The sequence below is a fragment of the Allorhizobium sp. NPDC080224 genome (genome assembly GCF_050281005.1).
In the GTDB taxonomy this organism is placed as follows: Bacteria; Pseudomonadota; Alphaproteobacteria; order Rhizobiales; family Rhizobiaceae; genus Allorhizobium.
On record NZ_JBNNWJ010000001.1, the window covers coordinates 2,889,077 to 2,909,358 of the forward strand.

General features: G+C 61.2%; 21 protein-coding genes. 11 read left to right on the forward strand and 10 right to left on the reverse strand.

Features of this window, described 5'->3' with window-relative positions; all coding sequences use genetic code 11:
* Positions 1-124 precede the first annotated feature (124 nt).
* The 7 genes from ACQKP1_RS14225 to ACQKP1_RS14255 form a co-directional block, all read right to left on the reverse strand.
* Entirely contained in the window at positions 125-1,234 is a 1,110-nt protein-coding gene (locus tag ACQKP1_RS14225) for a DUF2333 family protein (protein ID WP_427275745.1), read from the reverse strand.
* Positions 1,227-2,522 (reverse strand): DUF6638 family protein, encoded by a 1,296-nt coding sequence (locus tag ACQKP1_RS14230; RefSeq protein ID WP_427275746.1) that lies wholly within the window; start codon positions 2,520-2,522, stop codon positions 1,227-1,229. The genes ACQKP1_RS14225 and ACQKP1_RS14230 overlap by 8 nt, the downstream gene beginning before the upstream one ends.
* A complete protein-coding gene (locus ACQKP1_RS14235; RefSeq protein WP_427276458.1) occupies positions 2,519-2,923 on the reverse strand; it encodes an endonuclease domain-containing protein in 405 nt (134 codons plus the stop codon). The genes ACQKP1_RS14230 and ACQKP1_RS14235 overlap by 4 nt, the downstream gene beginning before the upstream one ends.
* A 162-nt stretch (positions 2,924-3,085) precedes the next feature.
* Complete coding sequence (locus ACQKP1_RS14240) at positions 3,086-4,999, reverse strand: AAA family ATPase (RefSeq protein WP_427275747.1); 1,914 nt, start codon at positions 4,997-4,999, stop codon at positions 3,086-3,088.
* 2 nt (positions 5,000-5,001) lie between these two features.
* Positions 5,002-6,153 carry a hypothetical protein gene (locus ACQKP1_RS14245; RefSeq protein WP_427275748.1) on the reverse strand — a complete coding sequence of 384 codons (1,152 nt, stop codon included), beginning with the start codon at positions 6,151-6,153 and terminating at the stop codon, positions 5,002-5,004.
* 72 nt (positions 6,154-6,225) lie between these two features.
* Positions 6,226-7,314 (reverse strand): hypothetical protein, encoded by a 1,089-nt coding sequence (locus tag ACQKP1_RS14250; protein ID WP_427275749.1) that lies wholly within the window; start codon positions 7,312-7,314, stop codon positions 6,226-6,228.
* 206 nt (positions 7,315-7,520) lie between these two features.
* Positions 7,521-7,907 (reverse strand): c-type cytochrome, encoded by a 387-nt coding sequence (locus ACQKP1_RS14255; RefSeq protein ID WP_427275750.1) that lies wholly within the window; start codon positions 7,905-7,907, stop codon positions 7,521-7,523.
* A 257-nt stretch (positions 7,908-8,164) separates the two neighbouring features.
* Between ACQKP1_RS14255 and ACQKP1_RS14260 the strand changes: the two genes are divergently transcribed.
* The 8 genes from ACQKP1_RS14260 to ACQKP1_RS14295 all read left to right on the forward strand — a co-directional run bounded on the left by ACQKP1_RS14260 (position 8,165) and on the right by ACQKP1_RS14295 (position 15,844).
* Positions 8,165-9,121: a choline ABC transporter substrate-binding protein gene (locus ACQKP1_RS14260; RefSeq protein WP_427275751.1), complete on the forward strand. Its 957-nt coding sequence runs from the start codon at positions 8,165-8,167 to the stop codon at positions 9,119-9,121.
* A 94-nt stretch (positions 9,122-9,215) separates the two neighbouring features.
* The gene (choW, locus tag ACQKP1_RS14265) at positions 9,216-10,085 is read left to right on the forward strand and encodes a choline ABC transporter permease subunit (protein ID WP_203017047.1); all 870 of its coding nucleotides are present in this window, start codon (positions 9,216-9,218) and stop codon (positions 10,083-10,085) included.
* A complete protein-coding gene (gene choV, locus ACQKP1_RS14270; protein ID WP_427275752.1) occupies positions 10,082-11,125 on the forward strand; it encodes a choline ABC transporter ATP-binding protein in 1,044 nt (347 codons plus the stop codon). The genes choW and choV overlap by 4 nt, the downstream gene beginning before the upstream one ends.
* 45 nt (positions 11,126-11,170) lie before the next feature.
* Positions 11,171-11,917 carry a HugZ family protein gene (locus ACQKP1_RS14275; protein ID WP_427275753.1) on the forward strand — a complete coding sequence of 249 codons (747 nt, stop codon included), beginning with the start codon at positions 11,171-11,173 and terminating at the stop codon, positions 11,915-11,917.
* A gap of 116 nt (positions 11,918-12,033) precedes the next feature.
* Positions 12,034-12,351: an ArsR/SmtB family transcription factor gene (locus tag ACQKP1_RS14280; RefSeq protein WP_006725707.1), complete on the forward strand. Its 318-nt coding sequence runs from the start codon at positions 12,034-12,036 to the stop codon at positions 12,349-12,351.
* 350 nt (positions 12,352-12,701) lie between these two features.
* Positions 12,702-14,030: an aspartate aminotransferase family protein gene (locus ACQKP1_RS14285; RefSeq protein ID WP_006725708.1), complete on the forward strand. Its 1,329-nt coding sequence runs from the start codon at positions 12,702-12,704 to the stop codon at positions 14,028-14,030.
* A 254-nt stretch (positions 14,031-14,284) separates the two neighbouring features.
* The gene (locus ACQKP1_RS14290; protein ID WP_427275754.1) at positions 14,285-14,554 is read left to right on the forward strand and encodes a hypothetical protein; all 270 of its coding nucleotides are present in this window, start codon (positions 14,285-14,287) and stop codon (positions 14,552-14,554) included.
* 183 nt (positions 14,555-14,737) lie between these two features.
* Positions 14,738-15,844 carry a branched-chain amino acid ABC transporter substrate-binding protein gene (locus ACQKP1_RS14295; RefSeq protein ID WP_427275755.1) on the forward strand — a complete coding sequence of 369 codons (1,107 nt, stop codon included), beginning with the start codon at positions 14,738-14,740 and terminating at the stop codon, positions 15,842-15,844.
* Between the two features lie 91 nt (positions 15,845-15,935).
* Here the strand turns inward: ACQKP1_RS14295 and ACQKP1_RS14300 are convergent, their stop codons facing one another.
* From ACQKP1_RS14300 to ACQKP1_RS14310, 3 genes are all read right to left on the reverse strand, one after another.
* Positions 15,936-17,033, reverse strand: a complete 1,098-nt coding sequence (locus ACQKP1_RS14300; protein ID WP_427275756.1) for an AI-2E family transporter — start codon at positions 17,031-17,033, stop codon at positions 15,936-15,938.
* An 87-nt stretch (positions 17,034-17,120) separates the two neighbouring features.
* On the reverse strand, positions 17,121-17,798 hold the full coding sequence (locus tag ACQKP1_RS14305; RefSeq protein WP_427275757.1) for an SDR family NAD(P)-dependent oxidoreductase: 678 nt from the start codon (positions 17,796-17,798) through the stop codon (positions 17,121-17,123).
* Positions 17,799-17,849: 51 nt separating this feature from the next.
* Complete coding sequence (locus ACQKP1_RS14310; RefSeq protein WP_203017061.1) at positions 17,850-18,260, reverse strand: thiol-disulfide oxidoreductase DCC family protein; 411 nt, start codon at positions 18,258-18,260, stop codon at positions 17,850-17,852.
* A 138-nt stretch (positions 18,261-18,398) separates the two neighbouring features.
* On the opposite strand from ACQKP1_RS14310, the gene ACQKP1_RS14315 reads away from it, so the two are divergent.
* The 3 genes from ACQKP1_RS14315 to ACQKP1_RS14325 all read left to right on the forward strand — a co-directional run bounded on the left by ACQKP1_RS14315 (position 18,399) and on the right by ACQKP1_RS14325 (position 20,278).
* Positions 18,399-18,800 carry a rhodanese-like domain-containing protein gene (locus ACQKP1_RS14315; protein WP_427275758.1) on the forward strand — a complete coding sequence of 134 codons (402 nt, stop codon included), beginning with the start codon at positions 18,399-18,401 and terminating at the stop codon, positions 18,798-18,800.
* A 180-nt stretch (positions 18,801-18,980) separates the two neighbouring features.
* Positions 18,981-19,280, forward strand: a complete 300-nt coding sequence (locus ACQKP1_RS14320; RefSeq protein ID WP_427275759.1) for a hypothetical protein — start codon at positions 18,981-18,983, stop codon at positions 19,278-19,280.
* A gap of 131 nt (positions 19,281-19,411) precedes the next feature.
* Positions 19,412-20,278 (forward strand): aldose 1-epimerase family protein, encoded by an 867-nt coding sequence (locus tag ACQKP1_RS14325; protein WP_427275760.1) that lies wholly within the window; start codon positions 19,412-19,414, stop codon positions 20,276-20,278.
* Positions 20,279-20,282 lie beyond the last annotated feature (4 nt).

A 20,282-nucleotide genomic window follows, 5' to 3' on the forward strand; every position in this document is an offset into this window, starting at 1 on the left:
ACCTCAATGGTGACCATACGACATACCGGCGGCATGAACAAGCAGGGATGCGTGGATACAGCTGCCGGCAAAAAGGCGGCTCGCTCTACCGCGAACCGCCTCCAATGGACCGGCTGCCCGGGCCTCAGCGATCGAGGATCGACTGGGCTTCGACCATGTTGGAGCGAACCCGCAGGATATAGAAGCCCATGGTCGCGAGATGCGTCGGCATGATCCACCCGTCTTCGCTGCCGTTCGAGATGATGGCAGGCTGAATGCGCAGAGCCGCCTGCAACTGCCGCTCCATTTCGGTCCATATCGCCGTCAGATTGCGATCGCGGATGACGCCGCTGAAGTCGGTGCGCGTCGCCTGCAGCAGGGCATATTGCGCATAGAGCTGGCCGTAGGAGAACCAGAAGCGGTCATCGGCGCGCGTGTCGAACCAGCCCGCATTGAACTCCTCCGAACGGCGACGCAGAATATCGGACGTGTTGCCGAGATCGCTCGCCATGCCGTCCAGCAACTGCAGCAGGTTGTCAGAGCGCGTGTCGAAGACCGACTCGCAGGTCGAAAGCGATGTGTTGAAGCTGTTCCAGCTGGACACGGCGGAACGGTAATAGCTCGGCGTCGGTGTCTTAAAGCCGAACGGGTTGGTCCCGAAATACCAGGTGGTCTCGTTGAACTGGATGTTGCCGCGAGCGCTCTGCAGGTCGTTGTTGATCCCCGAGGTGCCGCGCACGCGGCCGAGATTGTCGGCGAGCTGGATGGCCGTGCGGCGGACCACCTGATTGACGCCGCGCTGGAACGCAGCCTTGTTGTCCATGAACGGCGTATTGTCCCAATCCAGGCTGAAGAAGCCGAGCTTGTAGAGCAGTGTCGAGGAAATCCAGCTGTTCTGGTTCACATTCTGGTCGGTGAGTGCAGCGGCCACGGTGACGATCGCCGAATCCTGGCATCGATTGGCCTCCCCCGGCAGCGCTGTACCAGCCGGGACGGTACGCTCCTCGAACTTATAGGCCTGCACGAAAGCCGGATCGAAGCCGTGCCACACCTGGGTGCGATAGATGAATTGTCCATAGACGATCACCAGCAGAACGAGGACACCAAGGATCGGTCCCTTGATGATCCAGCTTCGGTCACGATACCAGCCATGGGCGGCGAGGAACGGCCAGAGAAACCACGCGACCGCCATGCCGATACCGCGACCGATCGCGGCAAAGACGCGCTGGAAAAACGCGATGATCGGATCAAGCATGGTCATCTCCTAGGCCGTAGAGGCGTTTGCGAAAGGCGGGCTTGTCTTTCAGATAAGTGTCGGACAGGCGGGATACAACATAATCGCGATAAGCTTCCGGATACTGGTCATAAGCCTTGTAGAAGCCCTGCTTGTCGAAGACGAAGCGCGAGACGAAATCCTCTGGCGTCAGATGCGCGATCAGCCGGTTGATGAGCCACTGGTCGGGATGGCCGGGCTCGGCGCGCACCAGCCAGAGACGCAGCTTCGGATCGATATCCGCCATTCTAAGGTTGCCGGTGCGCGAGAGCGTTCTCAGCGCTTCCTGCAGCAGCGGATAGACGCCGCGATCGCTGATCGCCTTGGCGTTTCGATGCAGGAAGGTCTGCATCCAGACAGGATCGAGGCGCGTCAGATCCGGCACCGGATCGAGCGTGGCGGCAACCGACAGCAGCGCCATCTCCAGACGATGAGCAAAAAGACCGGAGCTTTCCACCCAGCTTGCCCGTGGCAATTCGAGCCGACCGGTGCGTGCCAGGAAATCGGCGACCTGGGCGGTGTCGTCGATCGAGATGTAGCTCACCTGCCAGGGCCGCGACCGGCGAAAGCCCGGGGCCTGGGGATCGCAGATGACCGTGGTGATCTTCTCATCGACGAAGACGAAGACCCCGCCGAAATGATCGGCCCAGAAAGCGTCATGGCGAAAGACGAGTTTGTCCGGCACCAGCGTATTCTGCCTGATGTCGCCAGTCTCTTTCGCGAGAGACACCATGCGCTCCAGCATCACGTCATCGCGCCAGGCGTCGGGGCTCGTCACCAGCGCGTCACAGAGCTGCCGGAGTTGCCCAGCCTTGCCGAGCAAATCCTCGGCCGAAAGCACCTTGAACTTCACCTCATTGATCGACAGCAGGTCGTCGAGAGTTTTCACCTCGGAGACACTGTCCTCGATCTCGCCGTAAAGGGTGTCCTTAAGCGTGATCGCGTGAATGGCGCGGGCGTTCGCCGAAAAGAACTCGTGCATCAGGCCGGCGGTGTTGGAGAAGCTCGTATGCACCACCGGCAGGCTGTCCTGCTCCGGGGTGAGGATGATGAAGCGCCGGTTGACCTTCAGGGGGTCGAGATAGTCGGGATCACCAAGTTCTTCTGCGATCTGCGGCGAGAAGCCGGTGATGTCGATATCGAATTCGGTGAGTTTGGTCTGCGGCAGGTCGAAGGCCGCGAGCGCCTTGTTGTAGCGCGCGACCAGATGCGGCTCGCGGATCGCAAGCAGACGGCCGTAGATGAGTTCGGCTTCGAGGAGGCGGTTCATGCGGACCGCTCCGCTGGAAGGAAGGTAAGATCGTGAGCTAGAACGGTTTCGTTTAACCGACCATCCAAGATAGCGATCAGAGTGTCGAGCACGGCTGTTCGTTCTCGCAGCACATCTGCATTCCAGAACCTGACCACTGACCACCCATTGGCATTCATAAATGCATTCCGTTTCGCATCATATTCACTGTCAGCATGATGGCTTCCATCGATTTCCACGACCAACAATGCTTCGCGGCATGCAAAGTCAGCGAAGTACGGTCCGATCGGAAGCTGCCGCACGAAATTGTGCCCCGCAAGACGCCGTGCCCGTAAATCGCTCCACAATGCGGCTTCGGCATCATTCTCGACCTTGCGGAGGCTTCTGGCCTTTGCTGTCCTTTTTCCGTTCGCACCCCGCATCTGTGCCCCCGTTGACACCACCGCGTTCTGCAATTGCCCCTCACCCTACCCTCTCCCCGCAAGCGGGGAGAGGGAGGAGCGCGTGGCCGGCGTCCCGGCCTTCTCCCCGCCTGCGGGGAGAAGGTGCCCGAAGGGCGGATGAGGGGCAAGCGCAGCGCTCAATCACCAATTCCCCTCCCCCTTCATCTTCTCTATCTCCTCAATCGCCCGCTCGCGCTGCCGTTCTCGTCGGATGATCTCCGTCACCGCCGCATCATCAGACTTGTCGGCATAGCGGAACTCACTGTCCGCGTAGCGATTGATCTCTTGGCAGATCATCTCCATGGTCACGGGGCCGCGTAGCTCGGCGATCATCGCCTTTTTCTCGTCATAGCTCTTGTGGACGAAAGCGTCCGGCTTTTCGAACCAGGCGTCGGGCAGTTCGACATCCATCGCCCGCATCTTGATCGCATCGGTGATGTTCTTGATCGCCCGGCCGGTGAAGCGCGGTTCGGCGAGCTTGATGGCATGCAGATAGGCGCCGACATCGGCCAGCGTCTCGATTTTGCCATGGGTCGCCTCGTGGCGTTCCCAGACCGCCACGAGCCCGTCTTCCTTCGGACGGTCATGCTCGCCATAGGAGCGGCTGACCGCCTGCTGGATCTGCTGACCCGCGAACAGCTGGTGTTCTCCAAGCGGGATCGAATGGTTCTTGCCGACGAGCAGCGAGAAGATGTCGATATAGTCCTCGCGCGTCTGCGGCCCGTCGACCAGCCAGCGGGCCCCGGCGCGCTGGCGAAGCGCATCGTCGACATTTTCCGGATAGTTGGAGAACATGCCGAAGGTGGAATTGCCGCGAACAACCGTCGAGGCACCTGCAAAGCTTTCCATCAGCACGGCGGTCACCTCGTGCTGGCCGGCAGATGCCCGGTCGTCGGAGCGCTTGGCTGTTACCTGATCGACATCGTCGATCGTGCCGAAGCCGATGACGCGCGGGTTGAGCACGTTGTTGACGAAGGATTTGCAGTTCTGGCCAGACTTGCCCTGGTAGGACGAGATCTGGTCGACCCCGAAATTCTCGTAATGGAAGGCATAGCCCGCCATCTTGCAGTAGTCGTTGAGCAAGCCCGCCAGCATCTGGATCAGGATCGTCTTGCCCGTGCCCGGCATGCCATCGCCGATGAAGGTGAAGAGGAAGCCACCGAGATCGACGAAGGGGTTCATCTGCCGGTCGAAATCATAGGCCATCAGCATCTTGGCGAGCTTCAGCGCCTGGTACTTCGCGATGTGGTTGCCGATGATCTCTTCCGGCTTCTTGAAGCTCATCGAAAGCGGCTTCGACTTTACGCCCGGCACCGCGTCGAAACCGTCGAGGGTGAAATCATCCTGATCCACACGGATATGAGCGTTTTCGAAGACGCCGAGATGCTCGAACCGCGCCTTGCGGGTCAGAAGCCCGTCGAGCGCAAGATCGGCAAGACCACGAACGCGGCCGATCAGCGTCGCGTCGTCACCCGCTCCTTGCACGGCTGCGTCGATGCCAGCGACTATGCTTTTGAGCGCATCCTGGGCCGTGTCGAAGAGGAAATCCGGCGCGCGAGTGCCGTCCAGCTGCTCGCCCTCGCCTGCGACATTCGATTTCAGATAGGCGGCAAAGGCGAAGGCCGCGACATAGGCCTGGGACGCAAGCAGCGCCTTGAAACGGCCGGCCTCCTCACCCTGCAGGGGTGCTGAAATATTCCGGGCCTGCAAAGGCTCAAGCTCGCTCTGCCTGGCAAAGACATCCGCTATCGCAAGCGCCACCTGCGCACCACGCCGCACGCGATACAGGACCGTGTGCTGGGCAGGCGTCAAAAGTGGATCAGCCAAACCGGCTGATTGCACCGTTTTGATGAGGTCGATTTCGCGCGTGCGCCGCACCGAGCCGGTCGAGACCGTCGAGACGAACCGCCGCCCAGTGCCGGCAATCGGCGCACCAGATGTGCCCTCGCCCTGGTCGAGCACCACGAAACGCGTCACGAGACCCTGGGCAACGGCCAGATGCTTGGCGATGTCTTCTTCCCGCAGCGTCGTCAGCCCTGCCGTCAGTTCACTCATCCTCAGACCTCGCTCACGACCTGGTTGCCGGAAATCACGTGAACCTTGAAATTGCCGAAGATCGGCTTGATCTCGCCGGCGGCATAGAGCGCCTGGTAGGCGTCATGCGGCACCAGCGCGTGCTTCTCGTAAGTCGAGACACCCATGCGCGCGGCTTCAAGATCATGCGTCTCGATGTGGAATTCCTGGGTGGCCGGCGTGGACGAGAAGAAGCCTTTCACTGCAGGCTGCTCGCGCTTGGAGAACACCTCCTGCACCGTCCAGGTCATAACCCAGGCGTTCTCAGGCCTGCGGACCCGGTCGAGGATCTCGGTGACACGGCCGGAATTCTGGGTGAGCCCTGTCGAATAGAGCGGCCCGAGCACAATACGGCGGACCGACTTCGGATGCAGTGTCGGGAAATCGCGGTCCATGTTGGTGGCGATGGTCGCAGGCGTCAGCGAATAGGCGGAATTCCTGGCGCAGAAATCGTCGAATGTACGGGCGAGCTCGGGATTGAGCAGACCGCCCACCGGAAGCGGGATCTCGACCTCTTCATTGAGCTTACCCTGGGTCGTCACAAGGATCTTTGCGACATTCTCAGAGGAATCTTCGACCGTTGCGAGATAGATCATCGGCAACGTGCTGACGCCATCGAAGGCGGCCCAGCTGACGAGATAGGAGGGCCGACGCGACTGCGGGTTGACACTGACGGCAACCGTGGTCGGCAGGACGAACGGCGAGAAGATCTCGCCGGCACTCACCTGCTCCAGATAGAGCCGCTCGGCGATCTGCTGCTGCAATGCCGTCGGAAACTCCTTCTGCCGCAGGATGAAATCGACCATTTCCTCGCGCAGCTTGGAAACGGCCGGAATGGTCGAGAGCCGTGTGGCGGCCCCCGCTCGGTCGTTTTCCAGCTCCAGCACGTTCTGGAAGATGGGAAAGCCGCTCTCGGCCTGCGCGATCTTGAACTGGCCGGTAAAGCCGATGCGGTTCTGCCAGGAAGTGAAGGAGTTCCGGAGGCGATCAAGATAGGGCAGCAGGTGAAGCGTTGGCGGCCCTTTGTCGCCGAAGCGGCGATCGGACTGGCCGAAAAACTGTTCGAGCCCTGACAGCGCCGAAGCCATGGTGGTGAAATAGTGCGTGACGGCACTGTTGCGATCGACGACGTTCATGCCCCTCTCCCTATAGACAGGCCCGCGGAAGCGGCACGCGGCCGGATGGCCGCGCCCACGTCACGGGCATGCTCAAGGCTTCACGTAGTCGGCCGAATTATGCTTGTCGAGAACCGCCTGGAAACGCCGAGCGAAGGCTTCGTCGGCGAGCTTCTTGCGGCGCTGGATGTCCTGCGTCGAGAGCATGTTCTTTTCGTGCAGTTCGAGCAGATCGCCGATATGCCGCTGGGCTGCAGCACCGATCCCCGCCATCGTTTCCTCTGCGGCCGTGTCGACCTGGGAACCAAGCGTATTGATCCGGTGCGCAACTTCCTGCTGGGCAGCTGTTTTCAGCGAATCCTCAAGCGCCTTGTAGAGCACGATGCGCTGCTCGGTATCGATGCTCAGCTTGTTGATCAGCGTGTTCTGCGCCGCGATCTGGTTGTTGAGACTGTCGACGAAGGTCTGGAACATCGAGGTATAACGTTCGAGTGTCTGGCTTTCGGCCAGCAGCTCCTGTTCGCGGGCCTGCGCCTGATTGTAATCGGTCGCAAGCTTCGAGCGCTGGGCCTCGAGTTCGGTGCGCTCCGAGGTGTCGGTCGAAGCGGCGATCTTGTTCTCGATGTCGAGCAGCGCTGGATTAAGCGTTTCGATCTTCGTCTGGGTCTCTTCGAGATTGGCGATGGTCTGCTTGCGCCGCTCGATCACCTGCACGAGGCTCGCCTCTGACGTCTTGTAGCGCTCCTCGAGAACCGTCTTCTGTTCCTTCAGGATGCCGACGATGCTGTCTGACTTGGCGAGCAGTTCCTGAAGATTGCCGGCAAGCGACATGTTGCGGACGCGCTCGGTGCGCATGCGCTGCGCCCTCTGCTTGGAGAAGATGCCGATGAACTTTTCCATGCCGGAAAAGCTCTTCATGCTCTCGAATTCGGCACCGAAGACGTTTGTCGCATCTTCCAGCCCGATGATCAGGTCGGCGATATTCGCCTCCATCACCTTCTGCTGGTTGAGAACATCCGAGATCCGGGCGTTCTCGATGTCGAAATCCTGGCCGACGAGCTTGGAGTCGCTCTTTGCGAGCGTATCCAGCACCACACCAGACTGTTCGATCTTGCCACGCATCTCCGAGACGATCTTACGCGTCTTTTCGATCTCAGTGTCGAAGCCCTGCAAAGTCGCCATGTTGTCTCCCTGTGCCGTCATCCCGGCGGCGCGCCGGACTCGTTTGTCACCACCTTAGCGCGTTTCCCCATGCAGGGAAGTATCGCAACGCACAAGCAGAGGCGGCCTTCATCCGATATGGATGATCGCAGCCTCCACACAAGAGGCGCTATCAGAGAAATGCGACAGCCGCGAAACGGCTGTCACATCAGCAAGTTGTGCGGGTATTACTGACCGCCGGCGGCCGGGTCCTTGAGATAGGCGATGATGTTGGCGAGATCATCGTCCTTCTTCACCCCGGCATAGGCCATCTTGGTGCCTTTCACGACGGCCTTTGGCGCCTTCAGATATTCGGAAAGCAGCGATTCATCCCACACCTTGCCCGCACCGAAATCGGTCATGGCCTTGGAATATTTGTAATCGGCGATCGAAGCGACCGGGCGGCCGACCACGCCCTGCAGCGTCGGACCAACCTTGTTCTTCGCTTCGGTCGCGATGTGACAGGCCTGGCAAGCCTTGAAAGCCTTGGCGCCGGCGACGGGATCGCCAGCTGCGAATGCTGGAAGGGGAGCGGCAGACACGGCAAGTATCATAAGCATGGTAGACGGCTTCATGGAAACTCCTTGATCCATAGAACGGCGCCAGCGCGTCGCATGCATATGGCAGCACCAATTCGCACGACACGCAATCGATTGCTTTGACCGCCATCAAAATCCTTGGCTTTTTTTCAGGAACCCGAGTTCCCTGCCCTGCAGGGGCTGCAAGTCGCAAACAGGGCCGGTGCTGCGACGCAAACGCGCGGGCATCCTTGCAATTCTCCGGTATTGAATGTTGACTTGGGAACATCAATAAAAAAACCGGGAGCCTTTCCATGACGTCTCTACTCACTTGTCGCCGCACCCTTGCGGCAGCCGTTTCGCTGATCGCCATCAGCGCCGGGCCGGTCTTCGCCCAGGAGCCCGAAAGCTGCTCGACCGTCCGCTTCTCGGACGTCGGCTGGACCGATATCACCGCGACCACCGCCACCGCCTCGGTTCTCCTGAAGGCGCTCGGTTATGAGCCGACCACAACGGTCCTCTCCGTTCCGGTCACCTATTCCTCGCTGAAGAACAAGGATATTGACGTCTTCCTCGGCAACTGGATGCCGACGATGGAAGCCGACATTGCGCCTTACCGCGAAGACAAGTCGGTCGAGGTCTTCGGCCCCAACCTCGAAGGCGCGAAATACACGCTGGCCACAAATGCCAAGGGCGCCGAACTCGGCATCAAGGATTTCACCGACATCGCCAAGCATGCCGACGCGCTCGGGGGCAAGATCTACGGCATCGAGCCGGGCAATGACGGCAACCGCCTGATCCTCGACATGATCGACGCCAACAAGTTCGAACTCGGTGACTTCGAAGTCGTCGAATCCTCAGAACAGGGCATGCTGGCGCAGGTTGCCCGCGCCGAAAAGGATGGCCAGCCGGTCGTCTTCCTCGGCTGGGAACCGCATCCGATGAACGCCAATTTTGCGCTGACCTACCTGTCTGGCGGCGATGACGTCTTTGGCCCTGACTTCGGCGGCGCGACCATCTTCACCAACACCCGCGCTGGCTACACGGCCGAGTGCCCGAACGTCGGCAAGTTTGTCACCAACCTCAAGTTCTCACTCCAGATGGAGAACGAGATCATGGGCAAGATCCTGAATGACGGCCAGGACGCTGAAGTGGCAGCAAGTGACTGGCTGAAGGCCAATCCGGCGGCTGTCGAGCCCTGGCTCGCCGGCGTCACCACCAAGGATGGCGGCGACGGCCTCGCTGCTGTGAAGACGGCACTCGGCCTCTGAGCCCTGTCCAATGATGCTGGAACCGCGCGGCCGGAAGGGGGATCCGGTCGCGCGGGATCCTGGGTATTAAACCTGCGGCTATCAGGGGACGAACATGGACTTTCTGACAGACAATAAACTGCCCATCGGGCCCTGGTCGAAGAGCTTCGTCGACTGGCTGACCGATAACGTCGATTTTGTATTCGATTTCATCGCAACAATTCTCAGCGCGTCGATCAACGCGATGCTCTTCGTGCTTCAGGCCCCCTATCTCAGGGGAACAGCACTGGAAGACTTCTATCCGCTGTTCATGATCGCGCTGTTTTCGCTTCTCGCCTGGTTCATGCGCCGCTCGCTCGGCGTCACCGCCTTCACCTTCTTCGGTCTGCTCTTGATCTATAACCAGGGCTACTGGAAGGAGACCATGGAGACACTGGCACTGGTGCTGGCAGCAACCGGTGTGTGCATGGTCATCGGCGTGCCGATCGGCATCGCCTGCGCCCGGCGCCCCTGGCTCTATGCCGTCGTCCGCCCCGTTCTCGACCTGATGCAGACGATCCCCACCTTCGTCTACCTCATTCCGGCGCTCATCCTGTTCGGCCTCGGCATGGTGCCTGGCCTGATCGCGACCGTGATCTTTGCGATCGCAGCCCCGATCCGCCTGACACGGCTCGGTATCATCTCCACCCCGCCTTCTCTGGTGGAAGCGGCCGTGGCCTTCGGCGCGACCCCGACACAGGTGCTGCGCAAGGTTGAACTGCCCTTCGCCATGCCACAGATCATGGCGGGGCTGACGCAAACCATCATGCTGTCGCTGTCGATGGTGGTCATTGCCGCACTCGTCGGCGCAAGCGGCCTCGGCGTTCCCGTCGTTCGCGCGCTCAACACCGTCAACATCGCGCGTGGCTTCGAGGCCGGTCTCTGCATCGTGATCCTGGCCATCATCCTCGACCGGATGTTCCGCATTCCCGGAGAAGAGACATGACCGACGCCGTAATCTTCGACAATGTCGACATCGTTTTCGGGGACAATCCCGAGCGTGCCATTGCAATGGTCGACCAGGGCAAGACCCGCGACGAGATCGGCGCCAGTACAGGCCTCGTGCTCGGCGTGGCCGGCGCCTCGCTGACCGTCAAGGAAGGCGAGATCCTCGTTTTGATGGGGCTTTCCGGCTCGGGCAAGTCGACCCTCCTGCGTGCGGTCAACGCACTCGCGCCCGTCGTCCGCGGGAGTGTCAGCGTCCGTACCGAAACCGGCTATGTCGATCCTTACAAGTCATCGGCCCAGGTGCTGCGGGATCTGCGCATGCACACCGTCTCGATGGTCTTCCAGCAGTTCGGCCTCCTGCCCTGGCGGACGGTTGCCGACAACGTCGGCTTCGGGCTCGAGCTCGCCGGCGTTCCGGAAGCCGAGCGCAATCGGACGGTCGCCGAGCAGCTCGAGCTGGTAAACCTGTCGAAATGGGCGGACCGCAAGGTCAACGAACTCTCCGGCGGCATGCAGCAGCGCGTCGGCCTTGCCCGCGCCTTCGCAACAGGTGCCCCGATCCTTCTGATGGACGAGCCCTTCTCGGCGCTCGACCCGCTAATCCGCACCCGTCTGCAGGACGAGCTCCTCGAATTCCAGGCACGGCTGAAGAAGACGATTCTCTTCGTCAGCCACGATCTCGACGAGGCGTTCCGCATTGGCAACCGCATCGCCATCATGGAGGGCGGCCGGATCATCCAGTGCGGCACGCCGCAGGAGATCGTCCAGAACCCGACCAACCAGTATGTCGCCGACTTCGTGCAGAACATGAACCCGATCAACATGCTGATCGCCTCGGACGTGATGCGCGCCGGCGTGACCGGCGAACAGCACCAGGTGACCGGCACCACGGCGCCGGCAACACCGCTCGTCGACATCCTGGATGCCCTGTCGCGTCAACCTGGCACGATCGGGGTCGTTGACAACGGCGTCGTCATCGGCACGATCGACGCTCAGGATGTGGTGAGCGGGCTGACGAAACATCGCCGCAAGGCGTAGCGTGCCCTCCCCCGCATCGACATCAGGCGCATGCGGGAGACGGACATGAACGACAAGCCCCAGGTAATCCGGGATACCGACGACGATGCGCGCCGCCAGGCGCGCATTCTGCTGCGGGGGGCGCGATTCGCGGCAATCGGCGTGATCGATCCGGAGACCGGCTTTCCCTTCGTCAGCCGCGTGCTGCTCGGCATGGACAGTGACGGCGCCGCCGTCATTCTCGTCTCCGGCCTGTCCGCCCACACGACGGCCCTGCTCGCCGATCCGCGCGCCTCGCTTCTGACAGGGGAACCGGGCAAGGGCGACCCGCTTGCCCATCCGCGCCTGACGCTGCAATGCACGGCGGAAACCGTCGAGCGCGACAGCGACACGCACCAGAGGCTGCGCAGCCGCTTCCTCGCCCGCCATGCGAAATCGCAGCTTTACATCGACTTTCCCGACTTTCGTTTCTTTCGCTTGCGCCCCGAACGGGCGAGCCTCAATGGCGGATTCGGCCGTGCCTATCATTTGAGCAGCGAAGATTTCCTCATCCCGCAAATCAATGATAATTTGTTTGAAAGTGAGGCTGCCTTACTGCGAGAATTAGGGGGGCGGCATCCGGATCTCGCAACACGCATTGCCGTGAAAACTTATGGTGCATCTGAGGGTGACTGGCGCATCGCCGCCATCGATTCGCATGGAATCGACATCGTTTTCAAAGACTTGCTTATTCGACATGAATTTGTGACGCCGATCACAAATGTCCAGCATCTGCTATTAGAGTTACCTAAATCAGTATACGCAGTACCTTAAATTTAGGCATATACAATTTTGATGATGCTGGTAGAGTTTAGCCTCCAATTAAGTGATGGATTTTCAACGACTGCCACTCCCCCCAAGGGCGCTCGACCAAGGAAAGTTGAACTGAGATGAAAACGAAAGCTTTGTCCGAACAATCGACCGTTGCTGCAGGCTTGCTGTCCGCCATGGCAAACCCGAAGCGACTGATGATCCTCTGCAGCCTCGTCGAAGGTGAGGTTCCCGTCGGTGTTCTGGCGACCCAGGTCGGCCTGAGCCAGTCGGCTCTGTCGCAGCACCTCTCCAAGCTTCGCGCACAGAAGCTGGTGAAGACTCGTCGCGACGCACAGACGATCTACTATTCCTCGACCTCGGAATCGGTGATCAAGATCCTCGCAACGCTCGAAAGCATCTATTGCCCCCCGGCAGCGAGCAAGACCGCCGCTTGATGACAGCGCTGCCAGTAGCGCACCGATTGAGGGTGGGAGGCGATCAGGTGAACATCCGCTCGCGCGGATGAAGCCTCTGGCATTCGATATTTCAAAGCCCCGGACGGCTTCGCCGCCGGGGCTTTTTGCTTGGCGTCGACGGCACGCGCCTTTTCAGCAACGGGTCGTCGATGCAGCGCGCTTCCATCACCCGAATTCAGCGATCCATGACCTTTGTTGATGCGCCCCTGCCGGTGGCTTGACCATGCCATGCGCCCTGATAACGTGACGGCGCAATCAACGGAGTTCGGCCCTTGCAGCCGGCATCAGGGAGAATGGCCGCCCGCGACTAAAGGGCCATGGAGAACACGATGTCTAACCGCCTGAATTCCACGCCGAACGACCTGCGCGCCTTCTGGATGCCGTTCACCGCGAACCGCCAGTACAAGAAGGAGCCGCGCCTCTTCGTCGGCGCCAAGGACATGCACTACACCACCCATGACGGCCGCCAGGTGCTCGACGGCACCGCCGGCCTCTGGTGCGTGAATGCCGGTCACTGCCGCCCGCTGATCACCGAAGCGATCCGCGAGCAGGCCGGAGAGCTGGACTATGCACCGGCCTTCCAGCTCGGCCATCCCAAGGCCTTCGAACTGGCCAACCGCCTGATCGATCTCGCCCCCGACAACATGGCCCATGTGCTCTACACCAATTCCGGCTCGGAATCGGTGGAGACGGCGCTGAAGGTGGCCCTCGCCTATCAGCGCGTGAAGGGGCAAGGGTCCCGCACCCGCCTGATCGGCCGCGAGCGCGGCTATCACGGCGTCAATTTCGGCGGCATCTCGGTCGGCGGCATCGTCTCCAACCGCAAGATGTTCGGCACGCTGTTGACCGGCGTCGACCACCTGCCGCACACCCACCAGCCGGCGAAGAACGCCTTCACCAAGGGCATTCCCGAGCATGGCGGCGACCTTGCTGACGAGCTGGAACGCATCGTCACCCTGCATGACGCCTCGACAATCGCGGCCGTCATCGTCGAGCCCGTCTCCGGTTCGACCGGCGTTCTGATCCCGCCGAAGGGCTACCTGCAGCGCCTGCGCGAGATCTGCACCAAGCACGGCATCCTCCTGATCTTCGATGAAGTCATCACCGGTTTCGGCCGCTTGGGTGCGCCCTTTGCCGCCCAGTATTTCGACGTGAAGCCCGACATCATGGTCACCGCCAAGGGCCTGACCAACGGCGTCATCCCGATGGGCGCGGTCTTCGTCACCGCCGAGATCCATGACGCCTTCATGCAGGGCCCCGAGCACATGATCGAGTTCTTCCATGGCTACACCTATTCGGGCAATCCGATCGCCTCTGCAGCCGCCCTCGGCACGCTCGACACCTACAAGGAAGAGGGTCTGCTGACCCGCGCCTCCGAGATAGCCTCCTACTGGGAAGAGAAGCTTCACTCGCTGCGGGACTGCCCTAACGTCATCGACATCCGCAATCTTGGCCTGATCGGCGCGATCGAACTGAAACCGATCGATGGCGAGCCGACGAAGCGTGCCTTCAACGCCTTCCTCAACGCCTATAACGATGGCCTGCTGATCCGCACCACCGGCGACATCATCGCGCTGTCGCCGCCGCTGATCATCACCCACGAACAGATCGACGAACTGTTCGACAAGCTGCGCAAGGTGCTGATGAACAACATCTGAGCCAGCCGCTCGAGACCCGATGCAAGGAAGCGGCCCGCGTGGCCGCTTTTTTGTAGCTTGCGCGAGGCTGACCATCGAATTCGCTCCCGCTTGTCGCCTGTCGCACCATCCCGTATCCTCTGGGGAATCGCACGTTCGATCCTGGCGCAGATGATCGCGAAAGGCTCGGGCGACGAGTTCAGCACATCCGCAATCGTCATCACCGACATCACGTCGCGAAAGCCGCAAGCGGATCTGGTCCCTGGAGGAAATCCGTGGTCGACCTCTTCAAGCGCATGTTCGGTAAAGACCTTTCCCTCGCAACGTCCCCCACACGGGCAACCCCGGAACCCGAGGCGATCGCCGCAGCGCGCGCCGACGAAGCTCGCCTTGCCGCACGCCGGGCTCAGATCAGCAATGATCTCTTCGAGCTTCAGCAGATCGCCATGGCGGAGCTCGCGCTGCGCCGCGAACAGGATGCAGCAGCCGCAAAAGCCGGCTTCGAAGCCGAAGACGGCGTTGCTGGCCGTATCCTGACTGTTTGAACACGGGTCTGCACCCACCAGGCCGATTCCTGCCCTGACAAAGCTGTGGCGTGATCACGCACCGCGGCATCGGCTCTTTTGCTACTCGTCGTTTTTGTCTAAAGCGATCATGGGGAGCAACAAAAGAACCCGAATGACGCGAAAACCGACAGAGATCGGTCGCGCCGACCCAAGGAGCAGGACATGAAATTTCAACTTCTCGCCAGCGCGGCCCTTGCAGCACTGATCGCCAGCGCCCCCGTTGCCCGCGCCGAAATCGTACTCGGCCTGATGGCGCCGCTGACCGGCCCGCTCGCCGCCGTCGGCGCGCAGATCAAGAACGGCGCTGAAACCGCCGTCGAGGAAATCAACAAGAAGGGCGGCATCAACGGCGAACAGGTCAGCCTGAAGATCGCTGACGATGCCGGCGAACCGAAGCAGGGCGTCTCCGCCGCAAACCAGCTCGTCGGCGAAGGCGTGCGTTTCGTTGTCGGCCCGGTCACCTCGGGTGTCGCCGTCCCTGCGTCCAGCGTTCTTGCCGAAAACGGTGTGCTCATGGTCACCCCGACCGCGACCGCCCCTGACCTTACTGCTCGTGGCCTGACCACGGTGCTGCGCACCTGCGGCCGTGACGACCAGCAGGCGGATGTCGCCGCCAAGCTCGTTCTCGGTGCCTACAAGGACAAGAAGATCGCCATCCTCGATGACAAGGGCCAGTACGGCAAGGGTCTCGCCGATGCCTTTCAGGCGGCCCTGAACGCCGGCGGCGTCACCGAAGTCTTTAAGGATTCGCTGACAGCAGGCGAAAAGGATTTCGGCGCCCTCATCACCCGCCTGAAGGCTGAAGGCGTCGAGGTCATCTATTTCGGCGGCTACCACCCGGAGGCCGGCCTGATGGTCCGCCAGATGAAGGATGCCGGTCTTTCTGCCCAGCTGATCGCCGGTGACGGCCTGTCGAACAACGAATTCGTCACCATCGGCGGCGACGCTGCCGAAGGCACGATCTTCACCAATGCCGCCGACGCGTTGAAGTCGGACGACAGCAAGGCCGCGGTTGACGCGCTTGCCGCCAAGAACATCCCGGCAGAAGCCTTCACGCTGAACACCTATGCCGCCGTCGAAGTCATCGCCGCCGGCATCGCAAAGGCCGGCAGCACCGACGACGCGGAAGCCGTGGCCGCAGCCCTCAAGGACGGCTCGGAAATCCCGACCGCCATCGGCAAGCTAACCTATGGCGAAACCGGCGACCTGACCTCGCAGAGCTTCGCCGTCTACAAGTGGGAAGCCGGCAAGACGGTTGCTGCCGAATAAGCGGACGTGTTCCGAGACACTGAAAAGGCGGCCCGCGAGGGTCGCCTTTTTTGTTGGATCAAAATTGGCGGCAGCCAACTTCCGCCTGCAGTCACTCGGCGGATGTCTGAGGCTGTGGATCGGCGATTTCCACCTGCGCAGGTGGCCCGCCCATCAGCTGACTGATCCAACCCATGGAGCGCGAAGGCGCAGCGAATGTTGCGACAGCAATGGCGATCGGCACACCGATGAACGTGCCATACGCCCCCCAGAGGAAGGTCCAGAGGAAGATCGATATCAGGACCACGAACGGCGACATGGACAGGGCATCGCCTGAAATCCAGGGCTCGATATAATTCCCGAACAGGAATTGCAGCACCATGAGGCTGAAGAAGACGAAAATCGCGAAGCTCGGATCGAGGAACTGCGCCAGCACGAAGAGGCTCGGCACGATGGTCGCGATCAAGGGTCCGATGAACGGGATGAAGTTGAGCACGAACCCCATGACGCCCCACTCCAGCGCATAGGGCACCCCGGAGATCATCAAGAAGATTGCGATCAGGATCCCGGTCATCAGACTGATCAAGGTGCGTACGGCGATATAGATCCGCCACCGACGGGCTGTCTCACGGCACGCAGTCAAAATATGGGCGGAAACCTGCCCGTGCGGCAGCCGTTCGACGACGCGCCGCGCCCGCGAAATCTCGATAAGGCCGACCATGACATAGGCCAGCACCACCAGCCAGAAGGTCATCGTCTGCGCCATGCGCGTCACGGCTTGCTGCGCAAGCCGCAGCAACCAGGGCACACTGACCGTATCTGCCCAGATGCCAGCAATGCCGATACCGTTCTCCTCGAGCCAGGCGGCCGCATTCCGATAGAGTTCCTGGTAGTAGGTGGCGTTATCGCTGATCAGTCGCCAGATGGTGTTGAAGGCCCAGATCGTCGAAGAACTGAGGCCGATGATCACGGCGACAATGCCGATCAGCGTCAAGGTGATGGCAAGCGGTGCCGGCATGACGGAAGACAACCGCTGCTGCACGGGCCAAGCGAAGGCAAGAATGAAGATCGCAAGCGACAGCGGAGCAAGAAATGCCCCTGCTGCATAGGCGGCCCAAAGACTGAGAATGACGGCGATGATTGTCAGTTGTGGTCGTGCCGCTGATGCCCGCAATGCTTTGCTCCCCGCCTCGTTCTTCCACCAGCGCATTCCGCATGCACCGATGCGACGCATGGCGCCGGGGCAAGTGAAGCGCATCGCGGCCGGAGGCACAAGTCACGCCCCCGTTGGCGCGCCTCACTCCTCGTAGATCATCTTCCGCGTCATGCCGCCATCAAGCGTTAGCACTGCTCCGGTCATGAAGCCGGCATCGGCGAGATAAAGCACGGCCTTCGAGACATCTTCCGGCCGACCGACACGGCCGGCGGGGTGCTGGGCGTGGTCTTCCGACCGCAAATCGCGCTCTCCCGAGATCCAGCCAGGCGCAATACCATTCACCCTGATCTTCGGGCCAAGACTGAGCGCGAGAGCATGTGTGAGCCCGAAGAGACCACCTTTCGAGGCGGCATAGGCTTCCGTATTCTTTTCCGACATGAAGGCACGCGTCGACAGCATGTTGACGATGGATGCCCCCTCACCCATCAGGGGCACAGCAGCACGTGTCGTCAGAAAAGCGGCTGTCAGGTGGCTGTCAGTGACCTTGCGCCAGTCGTGGAGCGAGAGACTGCTGATCGGGCCCCAATCGGGACTGGCAATGCCGGAATTATTGACGAGCAGATCGAGACTTGTCCAGCCGAGCTCGGCGAAAGCAGCCGCAACGGCCGCCTCATCCGAGACATCACAGATAACCGAACGGATGCCGGCCGGAGCCTGCTTCAGATCGAAAGAGGCCACCTCGTAACCGGCGGTCTGGAGGGCGGTGCAAACTTCTGCGCCGATGAGGCCGGCACCACCTGTAACGATTGCATGTTTCATGAAGCCCTCAACGGCGGCGGACGAGGAAAGTTTCGCGTGGAGTCGATAGCATCACAGCAATCGGTCGCGATACTCCGCCGACGGCAGCCAGCAGCTGTCGCGTTTGCCGAAGAGCCGGTAGCGATTGCGCGCGATCAAGAGGTAGAGCGGGTCGCGGATGAAGCGGGGGATGAGCCGAAAGACCGACAGGACCTTCCATGGCCAGCCGAGGCCGGCATAGATCGACAACACGGCATCGCTGTCACGCAGCATATGCTCGCCATCGACCACGATGATGCTGTCAGGATTGCCAGGATCGATGCCGAAGCGGCGGTAGAGCGCCGAGCCCACCTCGCCCTGCATCGAAGCCAGACGAAACCGCTTCTTGCCATCGTGTGAAAGCACGAATTGCGCATTGGCCGAACACAGGATGCATTCGGCATCGAAGAGGATGATTGGGCCGCCGGCGGGTATGGTGTCCATGTGAGACAGGCTAGGCGCTTTCGACACCGACGACAATGCGGCAAGCCGTCTTTCGGCAAGGCAGTTCGTGACAGACGCTGCGACAGAGGTAGGATAGCGAAACATCGCAAATTGCGGACTGAGGTCGGGAGGATCGACATGAAGAAGGGCTACAAGGACTTGCTGGCGGAGGCCGAGGCGCTGGTCGAGGCGGTGGATGGGGCGGAGGCAGCGCGTCTGCATTCGGCGAGCAACGTCGTCTTCGTCGATCTGCGCGACCCGCGCGAACGCGAACGGGAAGGCACGATCCCGGGGGCCTTCTCCTGCCCGCGCGGCATGCTGGAATTCTGGATCGACCCGGAGAGCCCCTACCACAAATCCGTCTTTGCCGAGGAAAAGCTCTTCCTCTTCTACTGCGCCAGCGGCTGGCGCTCGGCGCTGGCAACGAAGACAGCACTCGAGATGGGGCTAGAAAATGTCTGCCATCTGGAAGGCGGCTTTTCCGCCTGGCGAGATCGGGGCCTTCCGGTCGAGGCCGTCGTGGCGAAGACCAAGGGCTGACGGCCACACGTTGAATACCGAGGGCCCTTGCTCTATCTTGAAGCGTGAAAGCCGCACGATCGCCCCCCTTCGCATGACGGCGACGAGGTTCGATCGATGGTTCCCAACGGCCCGCTCTCGCCTGGTCCATGACAGGAGGTCATGGCGGTGTTTCGGGCCCAGTCTCGTGAGGAGACGATCATGGTCGAACGCATTAGCCGGACATCTCCAAGCGCCGCCTCTCTGCAGACAGAATCCGGCCAAACCCTCAACCTCGGTTCCGACGCGCAAAACGCCTGGGTCGCTGCGCGCCAGTCGAAGATCAATCACGACCTCGAAGAACGACAACAGCGGGATGCAGAAGAGAAGATCGCTCACGATTCACCGGCGGAAGACGGCGGTGATGTCGAAGAGAAACGCCTCTCCGGCGAGAGCGAGCGCATCGGCACCCAGAATTTCGATGAAAACACCCCGTTCGGCGAGCGCGTCGTGATCGTCTGAGACGGGTTGTTTCTCGAAAGGTTGCCCAGCCAAACCTGCCCTGCAGGGTTCGAGATAGGGTACTCGACATATCCGCGTCGCACTTTGCCGCCAATCCCTTTAGGGTGCGGCCAAACAGACGAGGACCATCAATGCCCCATACGATTCGCATCGCAAACGAGGAACTTGCCGTCGAGGTCTCGACGCTTGGCGCAGAGATGCAGTCCCTGAAGACCGCGGATGGCCGGAATTTCCTGTGGGACGGCGATGGTGCCTGGTGGACGGGGCGGTCTCCCATCCTCTTCCCGATCGTCGGCAAGGCGCCGGACGACCGGCTGGCAATCAATGGCAAGACCTATCCCATGGCGCAACACGGCATCGCTCGCCGCCGCGAATTTGCAATTGTCGAGCAAACGGCGACGGCCTGCCGCCATGAACTCGTCTCGAGCGACGAGACGCGCGAGGTCTATCCCTTCGATTTTCGCCTGACGCTGGAGCACCGCCTCGACGGACGCAGCCTGTCGGTGAGCGCGACGGTCGAGAACACCGGCGACGGGCTATTGCCCTTCGGCCTCGGTTTTCACCCGGCCTTTCTCTGGCCCATGCCTGGCGCCGAGGGCAAGCCGCATCATGTTCAGCTCGACAATCGCGCCGAACCTGCCGTGGTGCAACTCGAAGCCGGCCTGATCGGCAAGCGCCTGCCCTCCCCCTTCACGGCCGGCAGGCTCGATCTGAACCACGCGCTCTTTGCCAATGATGCCCTGGTCTTTCCCGAAGATGCAGGCACGGGGCTGACCTATGCCGCAGAAAACGGGCCCTCGATGCGTTTCACCTTCGAGAACCTGCCCAATATCGCACTCTGGCAAAAGCCCGGCGCCCCATTCCTCTGCGTCGAGCCCTGGCACGGCATGGCGGCCCATGCGGGCGGGACCGCAGAACTGGTCGAACGGCCCTATACGGTGGCACTGCCGGCGGGGAATGTGATGCGCTTCGGCTTTACGGTCGAAATCAGCGGCTAACGAA